The organism is Streptomyces sp. NPDC012835 (genome assembly GCF_042900885.1).
In the GTDB taxonomy this organism is placed as follows: Bacteria; Actinomycetota; Actinomycetes; order Streptomycetales; family Streptomycetaceae; genus Streptomyces.
In genome coordinates this window covers 202313-226417 of sequence record NZ_JBIBBW010000004.1, presented here as the reverse complement: position 1 = coordinate 226417, position 24105 = coordinate 202313, and the positions used below count along the sequence as shown (strand labels likewise).

General features: G+C 72.0%; 15 protein-coding genes. 12 read left to right on the top strand and 3 right to left on the bottom strand.

Going from position 1 to position 24105, the window contains the following annotated elements; genetic code table 11:
* Positions 1-6: 6 nt before the first annotated feature.
* On the bottom strand, positions 7-999 hold the full coding sequence (gene dhaK, locus ACFY6S_RS19160; RefSeq protein WP_388818921.1) for a dihydroxyacetone kinase subunit DhaK: 993 nt from the start codon (positions 997-999) through the stop codon (positions 7-9).
* Between the two features lie 591 nt (positions 1000-1590).
* Between dhaK and ACFY6S_RS19155 the strand changes: the two genes are divergently transcribed.
* The 10 genes from ACFY6S_RS19155 to ACFY6S_RS19110 all read left to right on the top strand — a co-directional run bounded on the left by ACFY6S_RS19155 (position 1591) and on the right by ACFY6S_RS19110 (position 13761).
* On the top strand, positions 1591-1755 hold the full coding sequence (locus ACFY6S_RS19155; RefSeq protein ID WP_388818918.1) for a hypothetical protein: 165 nt from the start codon (positions 1591-1593) through the stop codon (positions 1753-1755).
* A gap of 48 nt (positions 1756-1803) precedes the next feature.
* The gene (locus ACFY6S_RS19150) at positions 1804-2157 is read left to right on the top strand and encodes a hypothetical protein (protein ID WP_388818915.1); all 354 of its coding nucleotides are present in this window, start codon (positions 1804-1806) and stop codon (positions 2155-2157) included.
* 53 nt (positions 2158-2210) lie between these two features.
* Positions 2211-3230 carry a winged helix-turn-helix transcriptional regulator gene (locus ACFY6S_RS19145; RefSeq protein ID WP_388818912.1) on the top strand — a complete coding sequence of 340 codons (1020 nt, stop codon included), beginning with the start codon at positions 2211-2213 and terminating at the stop codon, positions 3228-3230.
* A gap of 101 nt (positions 3231-3331) precedes the next feature.
* Complete coding sequence (locus tag ACFY6S_RS19140) at positions 3332-4435, top strand: DUF6421 family protein (RefSeq protein WP_388818909.1); 1104 nt, start codon at positions 3332-3334, stop codon at positions 4433-4435.
* Between the two features lie 119 nt (positions 4436-4554).
* Positions 4555-6711 carry a SidA/IucD/PvdA family monooxygenase gene (locus ACFY6S_RS19135; RefSeq protein WP_388818906.1) on the top strand — a complete coding sequence of 719 codons (2157 nt, stop codon included), beginning with the start codon at positions 4555-4557 and terminating at the stop codon, positions 6709-6711.
* Positions 6704-6922 carry an MbtH family protein gene (locus ACFY6S_RS19130; protein WP_388818904.1) on the top strand — a complete coding sequence of 73 codons (219 nt, stop codon included), beginning with the start codon at positions 6704-6706 and terminating at the stop codon, positions 6920-6922. The genes ACFY6S_RS19135 and ACFY6S_RS19130 overlap by 8 nt, the downstream gene beginning before the upstream one ends.
* The gene (locus ACFY6S_RS19125; RefSeq protein WP_388818901.1) at positions 6915-7763 is read left to right on the top strand and encodes a putative 2OG-Fe(II) oxygenase; all 849 of its coding nucleotides are present in this window, start codon (positions 6915-6917) and stop codon (positions 7761-7763) included. Before ACFY6S_RS19130 ends, ACFY6S_RS19125 begins: the two co-directional genes overlap by 8 nt.
* 29 nt (positions 7764-7792) lie before the next feature.
* Positions 7793-8605, top strand: coding sequence for a phytanoyl-CoA dioxygenase family protein (locus ACFY6S_RS19120; RefSeq protein WP_388818898.1), 813 nt, complete (start codon positions 7793-7795; stop codon positions 8603-8605).
* Positions 8602-9702: a zinc-binding dehydrogenase gene (locus tag ACFY6S_RS19115; protein WP_388818895.1), complete on the top strand. Its 1101-nt coding sequence runs from the start codon at positions 8602-8604 to the stop codon at positions 9700-9702. Before ACFY6S_RS19120 ends, ACFY6S_RS19115 begins: the two co-directional genes overlap by 4 nt.
* A gap of 90 nt (positions 9703-9792) precedes the next feature.
* The gene (locus ACFY6S_RS19110; protein ID WP_388818892.1) at positions 9793-13761 is read left to right on the top strand and encodes an amino acid adenylation domain-containing protein; all 3969 of its coding nucleotides are present in this window, start codon (positions 9793-9795) and stop codon (positions 13759-13761) included.
* A gap of 55 nt (positions 13762-13816) precedes the next feature.
* Here ACFY6S_RS19110 and ACFY6S_RS19105 read toward each other — a convergent pair whose 3' ends face one another.
* Together ACFY6S_RS19105 and ACFY6S_RS19100 are read right to left on the bottom strand one after the other, a co-directional pair.
* Positions 13817-14734, bottom strand: coding sequence for a thioesterase II family protein (locus tag ACFY6S_RS19105; protein WP_388818889.1), 918 nt, complete (start codon positions 14732-14734; stop codon positions 13817-13819).
* Between the two features lie 52 nt (positions 14735-14786).
* Positions 14787-16103 carry an MFS transporter gene (locus ACFY6S_RS19100; RefSeq protein WP_388818886.1) on the bottom strand — a complete coding sequence of 439 codons (1317 nt, stop codon included), beginning with the start codon at positions 16101-16103 and terminating at the stop codon, positions 14787-14789.
* A 193-nt stretch (positions 16104-16296) separates the two neighbouring features.
* On the opposite strand from ACFY6S_RS19100, the gene ACFY6S_RS19095 reads away from it, so the two are divergent.
* A complete protein-coding gene (locus ACFY6S_RS19095) occupies positions 16297-17490 on the top strand; it encodes a cytochrome P450 (protein WP_388818883.1) in 1194 nt (397 codons plus the stop codon).
* A 34-nt stretch (positions 17491-17524) separates the two neighbouring features.
* The gene (locus ACFY6S_RS19090; RefSeq protein WP_388818880.1) at positions 17525-24088 is read left to right on the top strand and encodes an amino acid adenylation domain-containing protein; all 6564 of its coding nucleotides are present in this window, start codon (positions 17525-17527) and stop codon (positions 24086-24088) included.
* The last annotated feature ends 17 nt before the right edge of the window (positions 24089-24105 follow it).

The window sequence follows — 24105 nt, the reverse complement described above, 5'->3', positions numbered from 1 at the left end:
TCCGTTCTACCGGCCCCAGCGGAGCGCGGGGGTCTCCACCGGCGCGTCCCACAGGCGCAGCAGTTCCTCGTCGACCTCGCAGAGGGTCACCGAGCAGCCCGCCATGTCGAGCGAGGTCACATAGTTGCCGACGAGCGTACGGGCCACCGCCACGCCCCGCTCGCCCAGCACCCGGTGCACCTCGGCCGTGAACCCGTACAGCTCCAGCAGCGGCGTGCCGCCCATGCCGTTGACCAGCGCGATCACCGGTCCGGAGGGGCGCAGGTCCTCCAGTACGGCGTCCACGGAGAAGTCCGCGATCTCGCGGGAGGTCATCATCGCGCGCCGTTCGCGCCCCGGCTCGCCGTGGATTCCGATGCCCAGCTCCAGCTCGCCCGGGGGCAGGTCGAAGGTGGGGCTGCCCTTGGCGGGCGTGGCGACCGCGCTGAGGGCGACCCCGAAACTCCGCGCGCTGCCGTTCACGCGCCGGCCGATCGACTCGACGCGCTCCAGCGGCGCCCCCGCCTCGGCCGCCGCGCCCGCGATCTTCTCCACGAACAGGGTCGCGCCCGTCCCGCGCCGCCCGGCGGTGAACGAGCTGTCGGTCACCGCCACATCGTCGTCGACCAGCACTTTCCCGATCCGGACGCCTTCGTCCTCGGCCAGCTCGGCGGCCATGTCGAAGTTGAGCACGTCGCCCGTGTAGTTCTTGACGACGAACAGCACCCCGGCCCCGCTGTCGACCGCCGCGGCGGCGCGCACCATCTGATCGGGTACGGGCGAGGTGAAGACCTCTCCGGGACACGCGGCCGACAGCATCCCCGGCCCCACGAACCCCCCGTGCAACGGCTCATGCCCCGACCCGCCCCCGGACACGAGCCCCACCTTCCCGGCCACGGGCGCGTCCCGCCGCACGACCACCCGGTTGTCCACGTCGACGGTGAGCCCCGGATACGCGGCGGCCATTCCGCGCAGGGCATCCGCGACGACGGTCTCCGGCACATTGATGAGCATCTTCAACGGTATCTCCCAGGTAGGCTAGTAGATGTGCCTCTGGACAGCTTTCGCAGGTCAGGACGCATGTGAGCGCGTGATGACACTGGCGGTGTCCGGCGCTGCGAAGCGCGGTCCGCCGGTACTGACGCCGACCTCATGCCGACTCTTCCGATACATCGTCAGCTCACTGGTGGGATCTCCGGCGCGGCGGGATGCCGCCCGCTTCCAGTATCGGTCGGACCCGGCCAAGTGGCACGGCGTACGACATGAGTCCCACACCTCGGGGAGAGGGCCGGAACCGCCGGCCGAGGGGCCGGGCCGGCGCGGGCGGCCCGGCCCCTCGCCTACGACGTCGGCCGGAGCCGTTCCGGGGCCCGGAGGGCGTGGCATCAACGTGCATGGCCGGGTATGGCCAAGTGCGTGATGTGCGAGGTCGGCCGCCTGACCCGGACCCGTGGATGCGTCCCGAACCAGCCTGGCCGGTTGGTGCAATCCGGAAGGTGCTGACACCCCCCTGGGCGCGGACCAGTATCTCTCCTGAAGCCACCGCGAGCCGGAACAGCCCGGCAGGCCGGCCTCCTCTCGATCTCCCCTGTGTTCCACGGAAGGAAAACCATGCAGAACTCCGCTGCTCTCCTCGGCAGAGCGCTCCTCGCCGTGACCGCCGTCGCCGCCTTCGCCGCCGTCAGCGACGCCGCTGTCGCGGCCCCCGCGACGGTCACCCCCGCCACCGAGCGCCTCATCGAGACCACTCCGGAGCCCGGCTTCGGCTGGGGCTGACCGGCCCCTCGCCACCGAGCGAAGCGGAACTCCGTGTACGCCGTCGTCGTGGACGTCAGAACGGACGCCGACCAGGCTGAAGCCCGGCTCGACAGCGCCTTCCTGACGGACGCTTTCTGGTCGCACGCACACAGGGACGACGGGCTCGAACACGTACGGATCGCCGCCTCTCCGCACGGATTCCTGGCGGCTGTCTTCATCGCCGCGGCGGATGCGCACGAGGGCGCCGAGGCCGCGCTCGCCCTGGGCCGGAGGCTCGTGGCGGCCGTGCCGGCACTGGCGGGCTGGTACGTCGAATCCTGTGCCGTGCTCTCGAACTCCGCAGTCAACGGTGCCCCCGGAAAACCTCACAGCCCAGGCGGAAGCGGCGCCAGTACCGACACCGGTACCGGCGCCGGATGACGCCCCCTCTCCTTTCCGGCCCCGCACCGCAGTGGAATCGCCTGGAGGAAGAAGTGAGCATCACCCTGAATCTGCCAGAATCCGTGTCCGTCGACGTCCTCGACCCGGATGCGGACGTCGAGACGGTCTCCCTCCCGGTCCACGCGCTGCGTCTCGGGGACTCCCCGCGCCGCGGCGGGCTGAACGAGGTGCACTGCCGCATGCTGGCGGCCGCCGGGGACAGTCTGCCGCCAATCGTCGTGGACACCCGCACGATGCAGGTGGTCGACGGCAACCACCGGGTGCGGGCCGCGGTACTGCTCGGCCACCAGGAGATCACCGCCCGGATGTTCGACGGCACGGCCGACGACGCCTTCGTCCTCGCCGTCCGCCTCAACACCGTCCAGGGCCGGGGGCTGCTCCTCTCGCACGGCGACCGCGCCGCGGCCGCCGCGCGTCTGATCGGTTCCCACGCCCACTGGTCGAACCGGGTGATCGCCTCCGTGACCGGCCTGTCGGCCGGCACGATCGGGCGCATCAGGGGACAGCTCACGGCGGACTCCGGCAGCGCCGGGGTGCGGGTCGGCAAGGACGGCAGGGCGCGGCCCGTCGACGGTTCCAGCGGCCGGATGAAGGCGTACGAGCTGCTGATGAGCGACCCGACCGCCTCCATCCGCGAGATCGCCCAGCGCGTCGGAATGTCCCCGTCGACAGTGCACGACGTGCGTAAACGCGTCCTCGCCGGGGAGGACCCGGTGTCCCGGCGCCGCCTGGCACAGCCGGAGGGCGAGGCCGAGCCCGAGAGACCGGTGCCGCCGAGGCCGCTGCCCGAGTCGGAGCGCGAGGCGCCCGCGAACCCCGCCGCGATCATCGCCTCGCTGACCAAGGACCCGTCGCTCCGCTACAACAACATCGGCCGGCGGCTGATCCGCTGGCTCGACGACTGCCGCCGCGCGGTGGCCGCCTGCCCCGAGGTCGCCGAGCGGATCCCGGCGCACAACATCGACCCGGTGGCGGCCCTCGCCCGCGAGTACGCCTACGCCTGGCTCGACTTCGCCACCGCGCTGGAAGAGCGCAGCCGCGACGCCTGCTGACCCCTGCCCCGTCCGCAACAGAACTGCGGAATTCCACCACCATCCCGGGGTCGCTTCGGGACCCCCGGGGTGCCGTCCGGAAAGGTATTTCCATGGGTGACATGACCGAGGTATTCGCCGAAATAGAAGTCATACGGGCGACCCTCCCCGAGCGTCAGTTCCTGAGAGGTGAGAGAGAACTCAAGGAACTGTCGCGGAAACTCGGCTCCAGTCGCGTCCTGCGCAGTCAGCCGGCCGTCCAGGCATTTCTTGAGGACCTCGACGTCTTCGTCCCGGGAAAGCGTCTCGAAGCGACCAAGGCGCACATCAACAACCAGCGCGACCGCGTCCTCTTCTCGCTCTTCGACGCCTCGTACTTCCCCCGCCTGAACCTGGACGCGCTCTCCTACGACACGCTGCCGACCGACCCGTACCTGGCCGAGCGCTACGCCAGCAACACCATGCCCGTGAACATCACGGGCAAGACCACCGGATTCGGCTCCCGGGTCGTCGTGGCGCTCTTCCCGGAGAACCACATCGACGGCATCCAGGAGCCGGACGACCTCATCTTCTACTTCATCGACAAATTCGTCGAACGGCACAACCGGATCACCCGGCTGCTCATCGAGGAGGTGATGGAACCGGGCAGCCTCCCGATGATCCAGGGCGCCTCCGACCGAAAGGTCGAGCAGGCTTCGTCCTGGTGGGTACGGCTGCACGAGTACCACCACCGCCAGGGCGACATGCCCATCCCGGAGTACCTCTCGGCGAAGAAGCTGAAGCCGCTGGCCGGCCTCGAGGAGCTGCGCGTCGACGTCTCCGGCATGCTCGTGTGCCTGCACGACACCAAGCTGCCCCGCGCCGAGGCGAAGGCCGCGTACGAGTTCATCCTCGCCGAGCGCCTCCTCCGCTACGCCGTCGAGGGCATCCCGCGCCCCAACTACGACGCGGTCGCCTCGCAGCTGCTCTTCAACTACCTGGAGGGCAACGGCGGCATCGGTCTCGTCGACGGCCGGATCCGCCTGGAGGAGCGGCTCCCCGACGTGCTCCGCGACTTCCTGTCGGAGATCGAGCGCATCGAATCCGGAATTCACCGGGACCCGGTCGAGACGGTGAAGCAGCGCCTGCTCGACTTCACCAACCAGTACACCGACTACGACGCCGAGTCCCGCGATTACCGGCACATTCCCTATTTCGCCGAGGTCAAGACCCGTTTGAGCGTCTGAGAGCGACACCCGGCCGGGGTGTTCGACCGTGCAGCGCAGTCGATCACGCCGGCCGGCAGGTGCGGGCATCATCGGAAATCGCTCCCCGCGTAAGAACGGACCTTTTCAGAGGAGTAGTTGTGAGAAACGAAGGCACAGCCCCTGAGAGCGAGGCCCTGGCGGGCACCGAGGAAGCTCCCTACGATCTTCTTGGCATCGGCTTCGGCCCCTCCAACCTGGCCCTCGCCGTCTGCGCCCGGGAGCAGAACCCGGCTCTCTCGTGCCTGTTCCTCGAGCGCAACGAGGGCGTCGCCTGGCACCTGGGCATGCTCATCGACGGCGCCCGCATGCAGATCTCCTTCCTCAAGGACCTGGTGTCGCTGCGGAATCCGGCGAGCCCCTACTCGTTCCTCCAGTACACGAAGGCCAAGGGGCGCCTGGAGCGCTTCGTCAACCTCAACGAGTTCCGGCCCACGCGGATCGAGTACGACGACTACCTGAAGTGGGTCGCCGGGCACTTCACCGACCAGGTCCGCTACGGCACCCGGGTCAAGCGGGTCACGCCGGTGACGGGCGACGGCAGCGCGCTCTCGCTCTTCCGCGTCGAGACGGAGGAGGTGGCCACCGGCCGGACCGTCACCTCCTACGCGCGGAACGTCGTGCACGCGGGGGGCGGCCGCCCCGCCCGCCCCGCCGATGTCGTGGACAGCCCGTCGGTCATCCACTCCAGCGAGTTCCTGTTCCGCTTCCCCGAGCGGTTCAAGGACCCCGACGAGCCGTACCGCTTCGTGGTCGTCGGAGGCGGGCAGAGCGCGGGCGAGATCGCGGAGTACATCCTCGGCCACCACGACCGCGCCGAGGTGCACCTGGTCGTCTCCGGCTATACGCTCCAGCCCACCGACAACAGCCCTTTCGTGAACGAGCAGTTCTACGCGGACGGCGTCGACTCCCTCTACGGCATGACGCCCGAGCACCGCGCGGTGGTCCAGGCCCAGCTGCGGGACGCCAACTACGGCGTGGTCCGTGAGGACCTCCTCGACCGGCTCTTCCACACCGCCTACCTGGACGAGGTCAAGGGCCGCCGCCGGCTGCACATCCACTCCTTCTCCCGGCTCGGCGCGGTCCGCGACGACGGCGACGGGCTGGTCGCCACCCTCAGGACCCAGCTCCAGGAGCGGCCGGACGAGGAGCTGCGCTGTGACGGCGTGGTGCTCGCGACCGGGTACGACCGCGTGCTCGACCCGGAGATCTTCACGGACGTCCTGCCGCACCTGGTGGAGCGCGAGGACGACGGTGGGGTCTCGCTGACCCGCAGCTACCGGGCCCGTACCTCCCCCGACCTGCGGGCCGGGCTGTACCTCCAGGGCTTCGGCGAGGCGCAGTTCGGCCTCGGCGACACCCTGCTGTCGCTGCTGCCCTTCCGCTCCCAGGAGATCGTCGAGGACATCGCCGACCGGGTGCCGACGGCCCTCATCGGCGGCTGCCCGGTGATGTCCCCGCTCGTCGCGAACGGGACCACCGTCGGTGCCGCCGACGCCGCGCACGCCGCGCACGGCGTCGTGACCGCCAGGACCACCGGGACCGGCACGGCCGCCGCACCCGTGGCCCCCCGTACGGCGGTGTACCCGCCGCCCGCGTACGTGGAGCACGATCAGGAGAAGCTGTACGCGCTCATGGAGCGTTTCCGCTTCGCCACCCTGATCTCCGCGCGCTCCGGCGACGAGCCCTTCGCCACCCACCTCCCGCTCATACTCGATCGCTCACGCGGCGCCAAGGGCGTCCTCTTCGGACACCTGGACCGGGCGAACGAGCACGCCGGGCTCATCGACGGGCGTCCGATGCTCGCGGTCTTCCACGGCCCCAACGCCTACATGCCGCCCGCCCTCTTCGAGAGCGACCCGCTGCCGACCTGGAACTCCATGTCCGTGCACGTCCGCGGCCGGGTACGGGTGATGGAGGACGTGGACACCCTGGTCCACGGCCTCATCGGCATCGCGGAGCACTCCGAGCCCGACAACCGGCTGCGCCCGGAGGACCCGCGCATCGGCCGCATCATCGGCGGCATCGTCGGCTTCGAGCTGGAGATCGACGAGCTCGTCGGCCGTTTCAAGCTCTCGCAGGACCGTGACGAGACCGACCGCCGGCACGCCGCCGTGGCGCTGGCCCGGGCGACGGAACACGGAGAGCGGGACTTCATCGAATACGCGGTCGGGCTCAGCCTGATCACCGAGGACGAACCCCGGGGGCTCACCGACCGCCCCCTCTTCCCCCTCACCATTGGAGGCATACATGAGTGACACGCAGCTGACGCTGGAGCGGTACCTCGTCGTCCGTAACCACGAGGAGCAGTACTCGGTCTGGCGCGCCGACCGTGAACTCCCGCAGGGCTGGGAGTCCGTGGGCGAGCCCGCGCCCAAGGAGGAGTGCCTGAGCCGGATCGAGGAGCTGTGGACGGACATGCGTCCGCTCAGCCTCCGGGTCTTCATGGAGCAGGTGCGGGATGCCTGACCTCGACCCCGCCCCCGCCCTCGACCCCGCCCCCGGGGACGTCAGCACCAACGCGTCCCCGATCTTCACGCTCTTCGACTCCGAGACGGTCGACGAGCTCACCCGTGACCACATCCTGCGCCTGGTCGTCGGCGTGCTCGGCGCGGTCCGCATCCGCGGTTTCTCCTCCACCCAGGAGTGCGCCGACATCATGGAGGGCCTGGACCACCGCGAGTTCGGCGCCTACGACGAGAACCTGATCTTCCCGCCGATCGCCAAGATCGGCCCGGCCGCGTACGACTTCTACGGAGCCCACACGCTGACCGAGGAGTACTGGGAGAACGCCGAGAACGCGCGCCGGCTGCGCGGGAAGCTCCACCACGGCTCGGACCCGATGGACCTGGCCGTGGAGCGGGTCTCCCGGGCCTGGGGCGACGAGGTCGTGCCCGCCCGGTCGAGGGGGCGCGAACTGTTCGCGGGCATGATCCGCGAGATATCGAGCGGCGCCAAGCTCCACTTCGACGAGATCGTCCGGGAGTTCCCCGGCATCCTCGACGAGACGCCGGCCGGCTTCCTCACGCTGAACTGGTACCTCTCGATGCCCGAGGAGGGCGGCGAGACCCGCGTCTACCGGCACCGCTGGCGCCCGGCGGACGAGATGTTCCGTGACGGATACGGCTACGACGAGAAGGTCGTCGAGGAGGAGCCGGTCGCCGTGGCCCGGCCGCAGACCGGCGACGCGGTCATCTTCGACTCGCGCAACTTCCACGCGGTCAACGAGATCGGCGGCGACGGCCGCCGCGTCAGTCTCTCGTTCTTCCTGGGCGTGACCGGGCGCGGCCCGCTCCAGGTCTGGTCCTGATCCCCCCTACCCGTGAGCAGAGTGATCACATGCGACTCACCCAAGACCAGGTGCGGCAATTCCGGACTCAGGGCTACCTGATCCTCGACCAGTTGTTCAGCCCCGACGAGGCCCGGGCCCTCCAGGACGCCTTCGAGCAGGACGCCCGCGTGCCCGGCGACCACCGGGTGATCGAGGAGGAGAGCGGCGAGGTCAGAGCCGTCTACGCCTCCCACGTCCGCCGGCCCGAGTTCGCCGCGCTCATCCGCTCCCCGAGGGTCCTCGGGCCCGTGCGGCAGCTGCTCGACAGCGAGGCTTACATCTATCAGTTCAAGACCAACGCCAAGGCGGCCTTCTCCGGGGCCGGCTGGTCCTGGCACCAGGACTTCACCGCCTGGCAGATGGCGGACAACCTGGCGGAGCCCTGGCTCGTCAACGTCGGAGTCTTCCTCGACGAGGTCAACGAGTTCAACGGACCCGTGGTCTTCTGCCCGGGCTCGCACGTCGACGGCCTGGTGAAGAAGGGCCGGACCGGCGGCGCGGCCGTCTCCGAGCAGCATGTCGACCCGGAGGACATCGCACTCACCCAGGACGACATGCGGGGCCTCGTCGCGCGGCACGGCCTGACCAGCGCCAAGGGCGGGGCGGGCACGGTCGTCCTGTTCGACCCCGAGATCGTGCACGGCTCCGCCCCGAACATGGCCCCCTTCCCGCGGCGGCTGCTGATCGTGACGTACAACGACGTCGACAACGTGCCGCACCCGGTGGGCGAGCCGCGCCCCGAGTACGTCGTGGGGCGCGACACCGCGCCGCTGGAGATGACGACCGAGGAGATCGTGCCCGCGCTGGAGGTGGTCGCATGAGCACCGGACGCGCCGTCGTCCTCGTCGAGTTCGGCCGGCCGCTGGAGCTCCAGGAGTTCCCGGTTCCGCCGGCACCGGACGGCGGAATGATCGTCGCCAGCCGGTACGGCGGCGTGTGCGGCACCGATCTGCACCTTCAGCAGGGTCACCTGGAGGTGCCCACACCGCTGGTCCTCGGCCACGAGGGCCTCGGCACCGTGCACGAGCTGGGCGCACGGGCCGGCTTCGACGTCCACGGCACGCCGCTGCGCGTCGGCGACACGGTGATGTGGGCCTCCTCGATCGCCTGCGGTCAGTGCGTGCCCTGCCGGATCCACCGCGAGCCCACGCTGTGCGAGCGCCGCCGGACCTACGGGGTGAACCGGCCCACCGACCAGGAACCCGGCCTCTCCGGCTCCTGGGCCGAGTACATCTGCCTGCGGCCCGGCACCACCGTGGTGAAGGTCCCCGACGGCGTCGACCCGCTCGCCGCCATGTCGCTGGCGTGCGCGGGACCGACCATGGTCCACGCCCTGTACGAGCGGCGCCCGGTCCGGGTCGGCGAGACGGTCGTCGTCCAGGGCAGCGGCCCCGTCGGCCTCGCCGCCGCGGCCCTCGCCCAGCTCTCCGGCGCGGCGCAGGTCATCCTCGTCGGCGGCCCCGGAGAGCGGCTCAAGACGGCGGCCGAGGCCGGGATCGGCGACCACCACGTGGACATCGTGTCGGCGGCCGACCAGGCCGCGGTCCTCGCCGAGGTGACCGAACTCACCGGCGGCCGCGGCGCCGACCTGGTCATCGAGGCCACCGGGGTGCCGGCGGCGATCGACCAGGGCCTGCGACTGGCCCGCCGGGGCGGCTCGTACCTGGTGGTCGGCCAGTACACCGACAGCGGCAACACCCTGGTCAACCCGCACCAGATCGTCCACCGGCAGTTGGACGTGGTCGGCTCCTGGGCGTTCACCGGGGCCCACCTGGTGCAGTACGTGGCGCTGCTGCCCGCGCTCGGCCGCCGCTTCGACCTGGCCCGGCTCGTGACCGGCTACCCCCTGGAGGAGCACGGCCGGGCGCTCGCGGATGTCGCCGCCGGGTCCGTCATGAAGGCGGTCCTCGTCAGCTGAGCCGGCCCCCGAGCCGGACCGCACCCACCCCAGCGCAGCCCAACCACGGCCGCGGCGCGGTGCCGCGGCCCGGACCGAGGGAAGATCCGCATGGCGACGCCGCCGACCATCCGTACGACCTGGCAGCAGGCCCTGGCCGACCTGCCGGAGAAGATCGACCTGCCCGGCGTGCGCCGGTCCGACGAGACCGGCCCGCCGAGCGCCCCCACCACGGCCCCCACGGCCGGGGCTTCGGCCGTCACGGCCGTCGCCGAGTGCCGCATCGATCCCCGCCTCCGCGAGGCCATGACCGTCCTCGCGGGGGGCGGGGACGCCGACCCCTCCGGGGCCGCCGGGGCCGGGACCGTGTTCACGGCCGGTGTGGCCGCGCTGCTCACCCTGCTGCGAGCCGGTACCGACCTGCCGCTGGGCACCACCGCGCCGGGCACGGCCGCCGGCGTCCGGGTGCTCCGGGTCACCACCTCGCCCGAGCGGGACTTCCACGCGCTGGTGGCCGCCGTCCGCTCCGCCGAGCGGACCGCCGCCGACCAGGACGGCGTCCCGTACGCGGAGCTCGCCGCCTCCGTCAACACCGCCCGCGCCACCCCCGGCCTGCCGCTCTTCCAGGTCGGCGCCGCCGTCGACACCGCCCCGCCGCCGCCGGAGCCCGGGCGCGCCGACGCACTCTGGTTCACCCTGCACACGGAGACCGCCGCCGGCCCCGGCGCCGTTCGCTCCCACGTACGCCTCACCTTCCCCCTCGCCGTCCTCGACCGCGACGACGCCCAGGACCTGTGCGATCGGCTCGTCCGGGTGCTCACCCGGGCCGTACGCGCGCCCGATGCGCGGCTCGGCACCATCCCCTGCCTGCTGCCCGGGGAGGCCGTCGGCCTCATCGGCGAGGGACACGCGGGCGAGGTGCCCGAAGGAACCCTCGCCGGGTGGTTCGAGCGGCGGGCCACGCTGTCCGGGGAGGCCGTCGCCGTCGTTGACGGCTCGCTGCGGCGCTCGTACGCGCAGCTCAACGCCCGCGCCAACCGGCTGGCCCGTACCCTGGTGGCGGCCGGCGCCGGACCCGAGCGGGTCGTCGCGATCGTGCTGCCCCGCTCCGAGCTGTCGGTGACCGCCTTCCTCGCGGTGCTGAAGGCCGGCGCCACCTACCTGCCGATCGACCCCGAACTCCCGCCCGAGCGCGTGGCCCTGATGCTGGCGGACGCCGCACCGGTGGTGACGGTGACGGAGCAGCGGTGCGGTGAACTCGTCCCCGCCGGGCCCGCCCCCGTCCTGGTGCTCGATCCGGAGCTGTCCGCCTGCGCCGGGCAGCGCTCGGACGACCTGACCTCCGAGGAGCTGATCTCCCCGGTGGCCGGGGCGACCCCGGCGTACCTGCTGTACACCTCCGGCTCCACCGGCCGTCCCAAGGGCGTCCTCATGACCCAGGAGGCCGTCCGCAACCTGATGGCCTGGCACCTCGACGAGCTGCCGGGCGCACCCGGCCGGGTCACCGTCCAGTTCACCTCGGTCAGCTTCGACATCTCGGTCCAGGAGGTGCTCTCCACGCTGTTCTCGGGCGCGACCCTGGCCATCGTCCCCGAGGACGTGCGCAGCAGTCCCCGGGACTTCGCGCCCTGGCTGGAGGAGCACGGTGTCACCGACCTCTTCGCGCCCAACGTGGTCATCGAGCTGATCTGCCAGGCCGCCCTGGAGCAGGGCCGGACCCTGCCCGCGCTGACCCGCGTCGCGCAGGCGGGCGAGGCGCTGGTGCTGAGCGAGACGCTCCGGGAGTTCTTCCGGCTGCGGCCCGACCGGCGCCTGTACAACCACTACGGGCCCACCGAGACGCACGCCGTCACCTCGTACGCGCTCCCCGCCGACGTGGCCGCGTGGCCGGCGACCGCGCCCGTCGGGCACGCGGTGTGGAACGCCTCCGTATACGTGCTCGACGACGAACTCCGGCTGGTCCCGCCTGGTGTGGCCGGTGAGTTGTACGCCTCCGGGCTCTGCCTGGCGCGCGGCTACTCCGACCGCCCCGGGCTCACCGCCGAGCGCTTCCTGCCCGACCCGTACGGCCCGCCCGGCGCACGCATGTACCACACCGGCGACCTGGTCCGCCGGCTGCGCGACGGCTCGTTCGAGTACCTCGGCCGCACCGACCACCAGATCAAGATCCGCGGCATCCGCATCGAACTCGGCGAGATCGAGGCGGCCCTGCGCGCCGCGCCCGGGGTGCGGGACGTCGCCCTGGTCACCGCCGGGGCGGGCGGGGAGCGGCGGATCGACGCCTATCTCGTGCCCGCCCCCGGTACGGACCCGGCGGCCCTCGGCCCGACCACGCGCGCCGAGCTGCGGCGGACGCTGCCGCCGGTGATGGTCCCGGCCACCTTCACCGTCCTGGCCGCCTTCCCGCTCAACTCCAACGGCAAGGTGGACCGCAAGGCCCTGCCCGAGCCGGTGTTCACCGGCCCCGACGTCTCCGAGCGGCCCGGCACCGACGACGAGGAACGGCTCGCGAAGATCTTCGCCGAGGTGCTCAAGGTCCCCGCCGTCGGCGTCCGCGAGAGCTTCTACGACATCGGCGGCCACTCGCTGCTCGCCGCCGAACTCACCGCCCGGATCCGTAAGGAGTTCCAGGCCGAACTGACCTTCGGCGACGTCCTCGCCAGCCCCTCGGTGGCCGAACTGGCCGTGCTGCTCGGCCGGGTCGATCCGGCCCGCCCCCCGGTCGCCCCGCGCGGCGGCTACGGGCCCGCACCCGCCTCGTTCGCCCAGCAGAGCCTGTGGGTCCTCGACCAACTGGAAGGCCCCAGCCCCCGCTACAACGAGCCGTTCGCCCTGCGTCTCACCGGCCGGGTCGACGTGCCGGCGCTGCGCCGCGCCCTCGCCGACGTCGTCCACCGCCACGAGGTGCTGCGCACGGTCCTGGTCATGGAGGAGGGGCAGATCACCCAGCGGGTCCGGGACGGGGCGGCCGCCGTGCCGGTCCTCGACGAGACCGACGTGGCGCCCGAGGCACTGGCCACCGAGCTGCGCGCGGCCGCCCGGGCCCCCTTCGACCTGGCCGCCGATCCACCGGTGCGGGGCCTGCTGTGCCACCTCGGCGAGGACACCCAGGTACTGCTGCTCGTGCTGCACCACGTGGCCTGCGACGGGGTCTCGCTGGAGCCCCTGCTGCGCGACCTGGCCGCCGCGTACGACGCGCGGACGGCCGGGCACGCCCCCGCCTGGGCGCCGCTGCCCGTGCAGTACGCCGACTACGCCGTCTGGCAGCGCGACCTCTTCGCCTCGGCCGAGACCGGCCGCGCGGGCCTCCTGGGGCGTCAGTACCGCTACTGGGAGGCCAAGTTGGCCGGACTGCCGACCGCGATCCCGCTGCCGCTGGACCGGCCGCGGCCCGCGGTCCGCTCGGGGGCCGGGGGGTCCGTGCCGTTCTCCCTCGCGGCCGGACCGCACCGGGCGCTGCGCGCGCTCGCGAACGCCCGGCGCACCTCGACCTTCACGGTGGTGCACGCGGCGCTGGCCGCGCTGCTGCGGGAGCGGGGCGCGGGCGACGACATCGTGGTGGCGACCGTGGTGTCCGACCGGGGCGACGCGGTCCTGGAGGACCTGGTGGGCTTCTTCGTACGCACCCTGGTGCTGCGCGTGGACGCCTCGGGCGATCCGGACTTCCCGGCGCTGCTCGACAGGGTCAGGGAGGCGGACCTGGCCGCCTTCGCCCACCAGGACCTGCCGTTCGAGCATCTCGTCGAACTGGTCAATCCGGCCCGTTCGCTGGAGGTGCACCCGCTGGCGCAGGTGATGCTGGCCTTCCAGGTGGAGGAGGCCGCGCCGCCCCGGCTGGCCGGTCTGACGGCCCGCCACGAGCCGGTGGACCTGGGCGTGGCCAAGTTCGACCTGTGCTTCAAGGTGGTGGAGCGCTACGGCCCCGAGGGCGATCCGGCCGGAGTGGCGGGCGTCCTGGAGTACGCGACGGATGTCTTCGACCCGGCCACGGCGACCGCGCTGGCCGAGGGCATGACCAGGATCCTGGAGCGGGGCGCGGCGGGCGGCGCCCCGCGCACGGCGCCCGCCGCCCGGGCGTGACGGAGGGCCACGGCCGGCGGCCGTGGCCCTCTTTCGTACGGTCGTGGACTGCCGGTCAGCGGGCCGGTACGTCCAGGACCCGGGCGACCTCGGCCAGGACCTCGGCCGCGGCGGTGACCGGGAAGAAGTGGCCGCCTTCGACCATGCGGACGGTGAACGGGCCCGCCGCCCACGGCCGCCACGCCTCACACACGCCCGCGGGGGCCGTCTCGTCCTGGAGACCGCCGAAGACGGTCATCGGCACGCCGACGCGGTCCGCCGGGTCGAGCGCGCGGCGGCACGAGTCGAAAAGCCGCAGGTCGGCGCTGAGCGTCGGCAGAAAGGTCCGGAGGAATCCCGGGTCGTCGAGGAGCGCGGCAGGCGTGCCCTGCCAGGCGTTCAGGTAGGAGAGGAGTTCCTCGTCGCTGGGGTCGGGGCCGGGCTCGCCCACCAGGTGCGGTGGCATCGCCCCGGCGACGAACAACGCCCGCTGTTCGCCGGTGGAGCCCGCCAGGCGCCGGGTGACCTCGCGAGCGACCAGACCGCCTGTACTGTGCCCGAGAACAGCGAAGGGCCGGTCCGCGTGCCCGAGGATCCGCTCGGCGATCCGGTCGGCCAGCGCGCCGACTTCGGTGAACGGGGCCTCGCCGAAGCGGTCCTCCCGGCCGGGCGTGAGCACCGCCTCGATACACAGCCCGGCCGGGGCCGCAGCGGCCAGGGGCCGGTAGGTGTTCGGCCCGGCGCCCGCCGCGGGGATCAGATACAGCAGGGCGTCGCCGCCCTCGGCCTCGGTGAGCCGGCGGAGCCAGCGGTCCCGGGACTCCCCGCCGATCTTCGCGGCGATGGGCTGTTCCTGGGTGCGCAGCAGCATGACGAAGCGGTCGTCCAGGGCCGGGGCGTCGCCGGCGAACTGGAGCCTGCCCGTCGAGTCCACCCAGAGCCGCACCTGGCGGCGCCGGGCTTCGCCGATCAGCTGGTCGGCGAGGAAAGACATGGGAATCCCTCTTCTCGTGGGGTCGGTGGGAAGTGCCGGGGCCGCCGACGGTTCATTCGGCCCGCTTGGCCTGCTCGGGCACCTCGGCCCGCTCGGGTTCCTCGGCCGGCTCGGTCGGCTCGGCCTGTTCGGGCAGCTCACGCATGCGGAGCACCGGGGCGAGGAGCAGCGGCAGGCAGCTCAGTACGCCGCCGATGACGGCGAACCACAGCGCGGGCCGCAGGCCGATCAGCGTGCCGAGGCCGCCGGCGACGAGCGCCCCGACCGTCCGTACGCCGTTGATGAGCCCCAGGTACGCGCCCTGCACCCGGGAGCGGAACCGGTCCGGGGTAAGCGCCTGCTGGATCGAGGAGCCGGCGATGTCACAGAGCATCAGGCCCATGCCGGACACCAGCTCGGCCGCGACGACCAGCCCGAAGGCCACCCACTTGTTGTCGTTGGCGAAGGGAACGAGGGCGAGCGCGCCGGGGAAGAGCAGGGAGCCGAGCAGGAAGGTAGGACCGATGCCGATGCGGCGGGTGACCCGGCCGGTGACGAACGAGCCGAGCAGCGCGCCGACGGCGCCGAGCCCGAGCGCGGCGCCGATCATGCCGGGCGTGAGCTTCAACTCCCGCGCTATGAAGAGCAGGAAGAGCGTGAAGTACATGGTGTAGAAGAGATTGAGCAGCCCGCCGCCGATGAACTTGGCCCGCAGCACCGGGGTCCGGTTGACGAAGCGCAGCCCGTCCCTGATCCCGGAGCCCGACCGCTCTTTCTGCGGCTTGGGTTCCGCCACGTCCACGGTCTTGAGGAGGAAGGCCGAGCCGAGGAAGGACAGCGTGTCGGCGACGAGGGCCACCGGCGCCGACAGGGCCTGCACCAGCATGCCGCCGAGACCGGGACCCGCGACCCAGGAGAAGGAGAAGCTGCCGCGGGTGAGTGACAGGCCCTGTACGTAGTCCTCACGCTTCACGACGGCGGCGAACATGCTGTTGCTGGAGACGTTGAAGAACATCGCCAGGGTGCCGGTGGCGAAGGCCACGACCAACAGGTGGGACAGGGTCAGGGCGTCCAGGGCGTAGGCGATCGGGACGGTGATGAGCACGGCTGCCCGGCCGAGGTCGCACCACACCATCGTGCGGCGCAGATGTCCGTACCGGTCGACGAACCCGCCGATGTGCAGCGCGAACAGCAGGTTGGGCAGCGAGGCCAGGGCGCCGAGGAACCCCATCTCAGCGGCCGAGGCGTTCAGGGCGAGCACGGCGGTCAGCGGGAGCGCGATGGTCGAGACCTGGTCCCCGAGATAGGAGATGGTCTGCGCCGTCCAGAACCGGCGGAACGCGACCTGCTGCAGCAGTCGAGGTATACGGTCCATCAGTCGAGTGGCCATCTGCAACCTTTTCGGTCGAACGGGGCGGCCGCCGACGTGATCGGCCCGGCCGCGGCAGGTGTTCCGCGCAATCTACCGGGCGGGGATCTCTTCGGGTGTCCGGGCGTTCGACTGCACCGATCGCTCCATCGAACGCCGGATATCGTCGTCATGGAGGCAGATGGAACACCCGACCATGAATTCGAGGATCCCCGTGCTGCAGAATATGCCCGCTCTTACCGATCCCCTTCTCTATTCCGAGGGCGACCCGTTCGAAGTCTGGCGCACCCTGCGGCGCGAGAGCCCGGTCTCGTGGCACGAGTACGGCGAGCACGGCGGGTACTGGGCGGTCACCACACACGCCGGCGGGCTCGAAGTGCTCACGGAATGGGAGCGGTTCACCTCGACCAAGGGCATCTTCCTGCGCTCCAACTTCAAGGACCCCTACCCCGGCGCGGGCACGATGATGGCGCTGAGCGACCCGCCGCGCCACGACCTGTTGCGCAAGGCGATCATGGGGCTTTTCACCGTCCGGTCCATCAAGAAAATGGAGGAACGGACCCGCGACGTTGTGCGGACCGCGCTGCACGGGGTGGTCGAGGCCGGCCACTGCGACTTCGTCAAGGACATCGCCGCGCGAATCCCGCTCGCCGTCTCCGCGGAACTTCTCAGCATTTCGATGGACGATGTAGAAATGCTGGCGAAAGTCACCACGGAAGCCGCCGAGAATTCCGCCGACATCAATGGGATCGAAGCGCAGCTGGCACATTTCGAGATTCTCCGTCACTACTCCGAGATCATCGAGGAGAAGCGCCGGAACCCCGGCCGCGACCTGGTGTCGGCGCTGACCGCCGCCCAGGCCGAGGGGCTGGACATCACCGACGACGAGGTCATCCTCACCTGTGACAACGTCATCGTGGCCGCCAACGAGACCACCCGGCAGGCGGTCGGCGCCGGCATGTACGCACTGCTCCAGAGCCCGGAGCAGTGGCGGGCCCTGCGCGCCGGCGACCTCAAACTGAAGACGGCCGCCGAGGAGTTCCTGCGCTGGACCGCGCCCGTGACCCACATCCTGCGCACGGCCCAGCACGACACCGTCCTCGAAGGGGTGGAGATCCGCGCGGGCGACGCCGTCACCGTCTGGCTGCCCTCGCTCAACCGGGACGAGAAGGTCTTCGACCAGCCGGACCGCTTCCTCCTCGACCGCACCTCCAACCACCACGTCTCCTTCGGTGGCGGCGGCCACTTCTGCATCGGCGCCAACCTCGCCCGTCTCACCATCCGCGTGATGCTCGAAGAACTGGCCCAACTGCCCGCGGAGATCGAGGTGAGCGGTGAGCCGAAGCGGATCGCCTCCTACATCCTCGGCGGCCTCACCTCGCTGCCGCTCACGTTCCGTCCGCACTGACCACCACCGACCCCCGGGGAGAATGGGCCGACACATGACCGCAGCGCGAGAACTCCTAGACCGGCTGACCGCGGACGGCATACAACTCTGGGTCCAGGACGGACGCCTGCGCTTCCGCCCGTCGAGCGCGCCGACGCCCGAACAGGTCGCCGAGCTGCGCGCCCACAAGGCCGAGGTCGTCCGCCTGCTGTCGGAGCCGGCGCCCGAGCGCCCGGCCGCCCTCTTCGAAGGCGCCCGGCCGGCCACCCTGCCGCTCACCCACGGGCAGGAGAGCCTCTGGTTCCTCGACCGGCTCGGCCTTCAGGCCGGCTACAACGTCGGCACCACCCTGCGCATCGAGGGCGCGCTCCACGAGCCCGCCCTGCGCCGCGCCCTCGACGAGCTCGTCCGCCGCCACGAGGTGCTGCGCACCCGCTTCCGCGAGACCGACGGGGTCGTCAGCCAGGTCGTGATCCCCGGCGAGCGGCCGGCCCCCGAGCAGGTCGACCTCACCGGCGTACCGGAGGAGGAGCGGGAGGCACGGGCCGAGGAGCACCTGTCCCGCCACTTCGGCCGCCCCTTCGACCTGTCCCGGGACCACCTGTTCACCACGCAGCTGCTGAGGCTGTCCGACACCTCGCACATCCTCGCCGTCAACGCCCAGCACATCATCGTCGACGGCCCCTCCATCGGCCGTCTCCTCGACGAACTGGCCGTTCTGTACGGCGCCTTCCTGGACGACGAACCCTCCCCCCTGCCGGAGCCCGCCGCCCACTTCGCCGACTACGCGGTGTGGCAGCGCGGCCCCGAGGCCGCCGAGGAGCACGCCCGACAGCTGGCGTACTGGCGCGAGCGCCTCGCGGGGGCGACCGAGGGCCTCGACATGCCGTTTGACCGCCCCCGCGACGAGGCCACCGGCTTCGCCGGCGCGAATGTGGGCTTCGCCCTGCCGCCGGGCCTCTTCGAGGAACTGCGGGAGGTCGCCGCCCGCTCCTCGGCGACCCCGTTCATGGTCGTCCTCGCCGCCTTCCACGTCCTCATGGGCCGCTGGTGCCGCCAGGACGACGTATCCGTGGGCACCCCGGTGGACTGCCGGGCGCACGAGGAGACGGCCGAGATGATCGGCTACTTCGCCAACACGGTGGTGGTACGCAGCGACCTGGCCGGCAACCCGCCCTTCACCCGGCTGCTCGACCAGCTGCGCGAGACGGTGATCAGCGCCTACGACCACCGCCAGCTGCCCTTCGACCGGCTGGTGGCCGCGCTGGGGCCGGGCCGCGGCAAGGCCCGGCAGCCGCTGTTCGACGTCATGTTCTCGTACCTGGGACAGCAGGACCTCGCCATGGAGGGCCTCGACGTCTCCTTCGTCGACCAGCCCAGCACCACCGCCAAGTTCGACCTGTCGCTCTTCGTCTCCGAGAGGGACGACGGCCTTTACGGCAGCTTCGAGTACGCCACCGCGCTGTTCGACGCCGAGACGGTCGAGGAGCTGTCCCGGCACTTCGTCCGCCTCCTGGAGGGCATCGCCGCCGCCCCGCGGGCCCGGATCCAGGACCTGCCGCTGCTCGCCCCGGCCGACCACCCCGAACTGGTCACCGGCGGAGTGACCGGCGTGCTGCGCGGCGGGTCGCTCGCCGACTGGTTCGAGGAGCGGGCCGCCGTCGCCCACTCGGCCCCCGCCGTGCTCGACGGGACGCTGACCCGGACATACGGGCAGCTCAACGAGCGCGCCAACCGGGTCGCCAGGGCCCTGCTCGAACGGGGCCTTGGCCCCGAAGCGATCGGTGCGGTCATGCTGCCCCGATCGGACGCGGCCGTCACCGCCTTCCTCGCCGTGCTCAAGACCGGCGGTGTCTACCTGCCGGTGGACCCGGCCCTCCCGGCCGAGCGCATATCCCTGCTGCTCGCCGACGCCGCTCCGAGGGTCGTCGTCACCGACGCGGCGGGCGCCGCCCTGCTCGCCGGGACGGAGCCGGACCCGATCTCCGGCACGGCCGTCCTCGTCCTCGACGAGGAGCTGACGGTCTGCGCCGCATACAGCACCGCCGACCCGTCCGCCGCCGAACTCACCGGACCGGTCACCGACGCCACCCCCGCCTACCTGCTCTACACCTCGGGCTCCACCGGACGCCCCGAGGGCGTCGTCATGACCACCGGCGCCCTGCTCAACATGATGGAGTGGCACTTCACCGCCCTCCCCAGCGGCCCCGGCCGGGTCACCGCCCAGTTCACCGACCTCGGCTTCGGCACCTCCATCCAGGAGATGCTGTTCACCCTGCTGTCCGGCGCCGCCCTGGCGATCGTCCCCGAGGAGACGCGGCTCAGCCCCGAACACTTCGTGACCTGGCTCGACGAGCGGCGGGTCTCCCACCTGTTCGCGCCCAACGTCGTCATCGAACTGACCGCCCGCACCTCCCTCGCGGCCGGCCGGCCGCTCCCCGCCCTCACCCATCTCGTGCAGGTCGGCGAGGCCCTCACGCTCAGCGACAGCCTGCGCCGCTTCACCGCGGCCACCCCGGGCCGCCGCCTCTCCCACCACTACGGCTCCACCGAGGTCCAGGTCGTGACCTGGCACGACATGGCCCCCGGCATCGACAGCTGGCCCCGGATCGCCCCGCTCGGCCAGTCCGTACGCAACACCGTGGCGTACGTGCTCGACGAGAGCCTGGGCCTCGTGCCCCACGGCGTCCCCGGCGAGCTGTACGTCGCCGGCGCCTGCCTCGCCCGCGGCTGCTTCCGCCGCCCCGGCCTCACCGCCGACCGCTTCCTGCCCGACCCGTACGGCCCGCCCGGAACCCGCATGCACCGCACCGGCGATCTGGTCCGCCGGCTGCGCGACGGCTCGATCGAGTACCTCGGCCGCACCGACCACCGGGTCGAGGTACGCGGCATGCGGGTCGAGCCCGGCGAGACCGAGTCGGCGCTGCGCGCCCACGAGGCGATCGGCGAGGCCGCGGTCCTCGCCCACCCCGACATCCTCGGCTCCCCACAGCTCACGGCCTATGTCGTCGCCGTCGGACCCGACCCCGTGCCGGTGGCGGCGGAGCTGCGCCACTGGCTCCTGAAGCGGCTGCCGGCGCAGGCCGTGCCCTCCCGCTACATCGTGCTCGACGCGCTGCCCGTGAAGCGGCACGGCGGGACCGACCGAAACGCGCTGCCCGCCCCCGACACGGACGAGGTCGGCTCGGGCGCCGCGTACGTGGCCCCGCGCACCGGCGGCGAACAGCTCGTCGCCGCGATCTGGCGGGAGGTCCTGCGCACCGAACGGGTCGGCGCGCTCGACGACTTCTTCGCCTTCGGCGGCCATTCGCTGCTCGTCGCCCAGGTGCTGTCCCGGATCCGGCACAGGACCGGAGCCGAGGTGAGCGTCCGCGAGTTCTACCGGCGGCCCACCGTCGAGGGCCTCGCCGAGCTGGTCGCCGCCTCGGACGCCGTCCCCGACACCGTGCCGCCCCAGCCGGCCGGGGCGACCGCCGAGTCCTCGTACGCGCAGCAGCGCATGGTCTTCCTCCACCTGCTCCAGCCGGAGGGCGGCCTCTACAACGTGCAGACCCCGCTGGCGCTGCGCGGCCCGCTCGACCGGGAGACCCTCCGCGCCGCGCTCGACGAACTCGTCCGGCGCCACCACGTGTTGCGCACCACGTTCGACCTGGCCGGCGAGAACATCGTGCCGGTCGTCTCCGACGAGGCCGTCCTCCCGCTGGAGTTCCGGGACGTGAGCGGCGCCGCCGACCCCGAGGCCGAGGTGCGGGCGCTGCTCCTGGCGGACGGCAAGGCCGGCTTCGACATCCAGAGCGGCCCGGTCGTCCGCGCCACCGCCCTCCGCACGGCCCCTGAGGAACACGTCCTCGTCATCACCGCCCACCACATCGTGATCGACGGCTACTCGGTCTCCGTCCTCATCGAGGAACTCGGCGCCCTGTACGGGGCGTTCCTGCGCGGCGAGCCGTCCCCGCTGCCCGAGCCGGAGCTCCAGTACGCCGACTACGCGGCCTGGCAGCGCCGCCGTCTCCAGGGCTCCGCGCTGCGCGACCACCTCTTCTACTGGAAGGAGTATCTGGCGGGCACCCCGCACAGCATCGAGCTGCCGACCGACCGGCCGCGCCCGCCCGTGCCCGGCTTCGCGGGTGGAGCCGTCGAGTTCACCGTGGGGCAAGAGCTCACCGCACGGCTGCGGGCCCTCGCGGGCCGGAGCGGCGCCACGCTGTTCATGACCACGATGGCCGCGTTCAGCGCCCTGCTGCACCGACTGAGCGGCCAGGACGACGTGTGTCTGGGCTACTTCTCCGGCAGCCGGCCCACCGTGGAGACGGAGCGGCTGATCGGGTGCTTCGTGAATACGATCCCGGTCCGCTCCCGGGTGGCCACCGGCCAGACCTTCGACGCCCATCTCAAGGAGGTCCGCGCTTCGGTGCTGCGCGGAGAGGCCCACCGGGAGCTGCCCTTCGAGCTCCTCGTGGACGAGGTGCAGCCCGAGCGTGACGTCACCCGTCACCCCGTCTTCCAGGTGGCCTTCAGCTACTACGCGGCCGCGCCCCAGGAGAGCGTCCAGGCCGGGGCGGGCCTCGGCATCGCCCCGTCCACCGTCTCGACCGACACCTGGACCGCCAAATTCGACCTCACCCTGTATCTGCGGGAGTCCGAGGACGGCTGCCTCGTCGGCGACCTGGAGTTCTCCAGCGCACTCTTCGACCGGGGCACCGTCGAGCGCTTCGCCGCCTACTACCTCCGGCTCCTCGAGCGGATCGCCGAGGCGCCGGACACCGCCCTCGAAACCCTGCCCATGCTCGGCGAGGAGGAGCGCCATCGGCTCCTCGACGGCTGGAACGACACCGCCGCCGAGGTCGGCCCCGACACCCTGCCCGTGCTGTTCCAGCGGCAGGCGGAGCTGCACCCCGCCGCCCCCGCCGTCCACTTCGAGTCCACCACGGTCTCCTACGGCCAACTGAACGCGGCCGCCAACCGGCTCGCCCGCCACCTGGCCGGACTCGGCATCGGCCCCGGCGACTTCGCCGCCATCGCGCTGCCCCGCACCGAGCTGATCATGGTCACGGTGCTGGCCGTCCTGAAGACGGGCGCCGCGTACGTGCCGGTCGACCCCGGCTACCCGGCCGACCGGATCGCCCTCATGCTGGAGGACGCGTGCCCTGCCTTCGTCCTCACCGTCGAGCGGGTCAGGGACCGCATCCCCGAGGGCGCGCACGCGACGCTGGTCCTGGACGCGCCCGACACGCTCGCCGCCGTCGCCGCCCGGCCGGACCACGACCTCGACGACACCGACCGCACAGCCCCGCTGGACCAGCGACACCCGGCGTACACCATCTACACCTCGGGCTCCACGGGCCGCCCCAAGGGCGTCCTCGTCCCGCACCGCGCGGTCGCGAACCTCGCGGCCTGGGCCGGCGAGACCTTCACGCCCGATCAGCTGTCCCGGCTGCTCGCCGCGACCTCGCTCAATTTCGACGTGTCCGTCTTCGAGATGTTCGGCCCGCTGCTCAACGGTGGAGCGGTCGAGATCGTGCCCTCGCTGCTCTCCCTCGCCGACCCACCGGGCGGCCGCCCGTACAGCGGCTCCCTGCTCAGCGGCGTGCCCTCCGCGCTGGCCCAGATCCACGCCACCGGTGGCCTGCACGCCGCGGCCGGAACCGTCGTCATGGCCGGTGAACCGCTCTCCGCCAAGGCCGCCGACGACATCGCGGGCGCCGTCGGCGCCGGACTCGTCGGCAACCTGTACGGCCCCACCGAGTCCACCGTGTACGCCACCGCCTGGTTCACCGGGGACGGCGTCGACGGCCTCCCGCCGATCGGCCGGCCGCTGCGCAACACCCGTGCCTATGTCCTCGACCCGGCGGGGCAGCCGGTGCCGGTGGGCGTCGTGGGCGAGCTGTACCTGGCGGGCGCGGGGCTGGCCCACGGTTATCTGCACCGCCCCGGCCTCACCGCCGACCGCTTCCTGCCCGACCCGTACGGCCCGCCCGGAACCCGCATGTACCGCACCGGGGATCTGGTCCGCTGGACCTCCGGCGGTGAGCTGCTCTGCCTCGGCCGCGCCGACGACCAGGTCAAGGTACGCGGCCACCGCATCGAACTCGGCGAGATCGAGGCCCACCTGGCCGACCACCCCGACGTGGGACAGGCCGTCGTGAGCGTCCGGAGCCCCGCCTCCGGCGACAAGCGGCTCGTCGCCCACATCGTGTCCGGCCGCGCCGTCCCCGCCGAGGAGCTGCGCGAACACCTGGAGCGGAGTCTGCCCGGCTACATGGTCCCGGCCGCCTTCGTCCGCGTCGACGCCCTCCCGCTGAACGTCAACGGCAAGGTGGACCGCTCCGCCCTGCCGGAGCCCGAGGACGACGGCCGCCCGGACGGCGACCACGTGTCCCCGGCCACCCCGCTGCAGAAGGAACTCGCGGAGATCTGGTGCGACGTGCTCGCCCGCGACCGGGTCGGACTCACCGACAACTTCTTCGCCCTCGGCGGCCATTCCCTCCTCGTCACCCAGATGAGCGTCCGCATCCGGCAGCGCCTGGGTGTGGAGGTCGGCCTCCTCGACGTCTACACCACCGAGAACCTCGGCAAACTCGCCCAGACCATCGCCCACATGAAGGGCGCGACGGGGTGACCCACCCGTCACGAAAG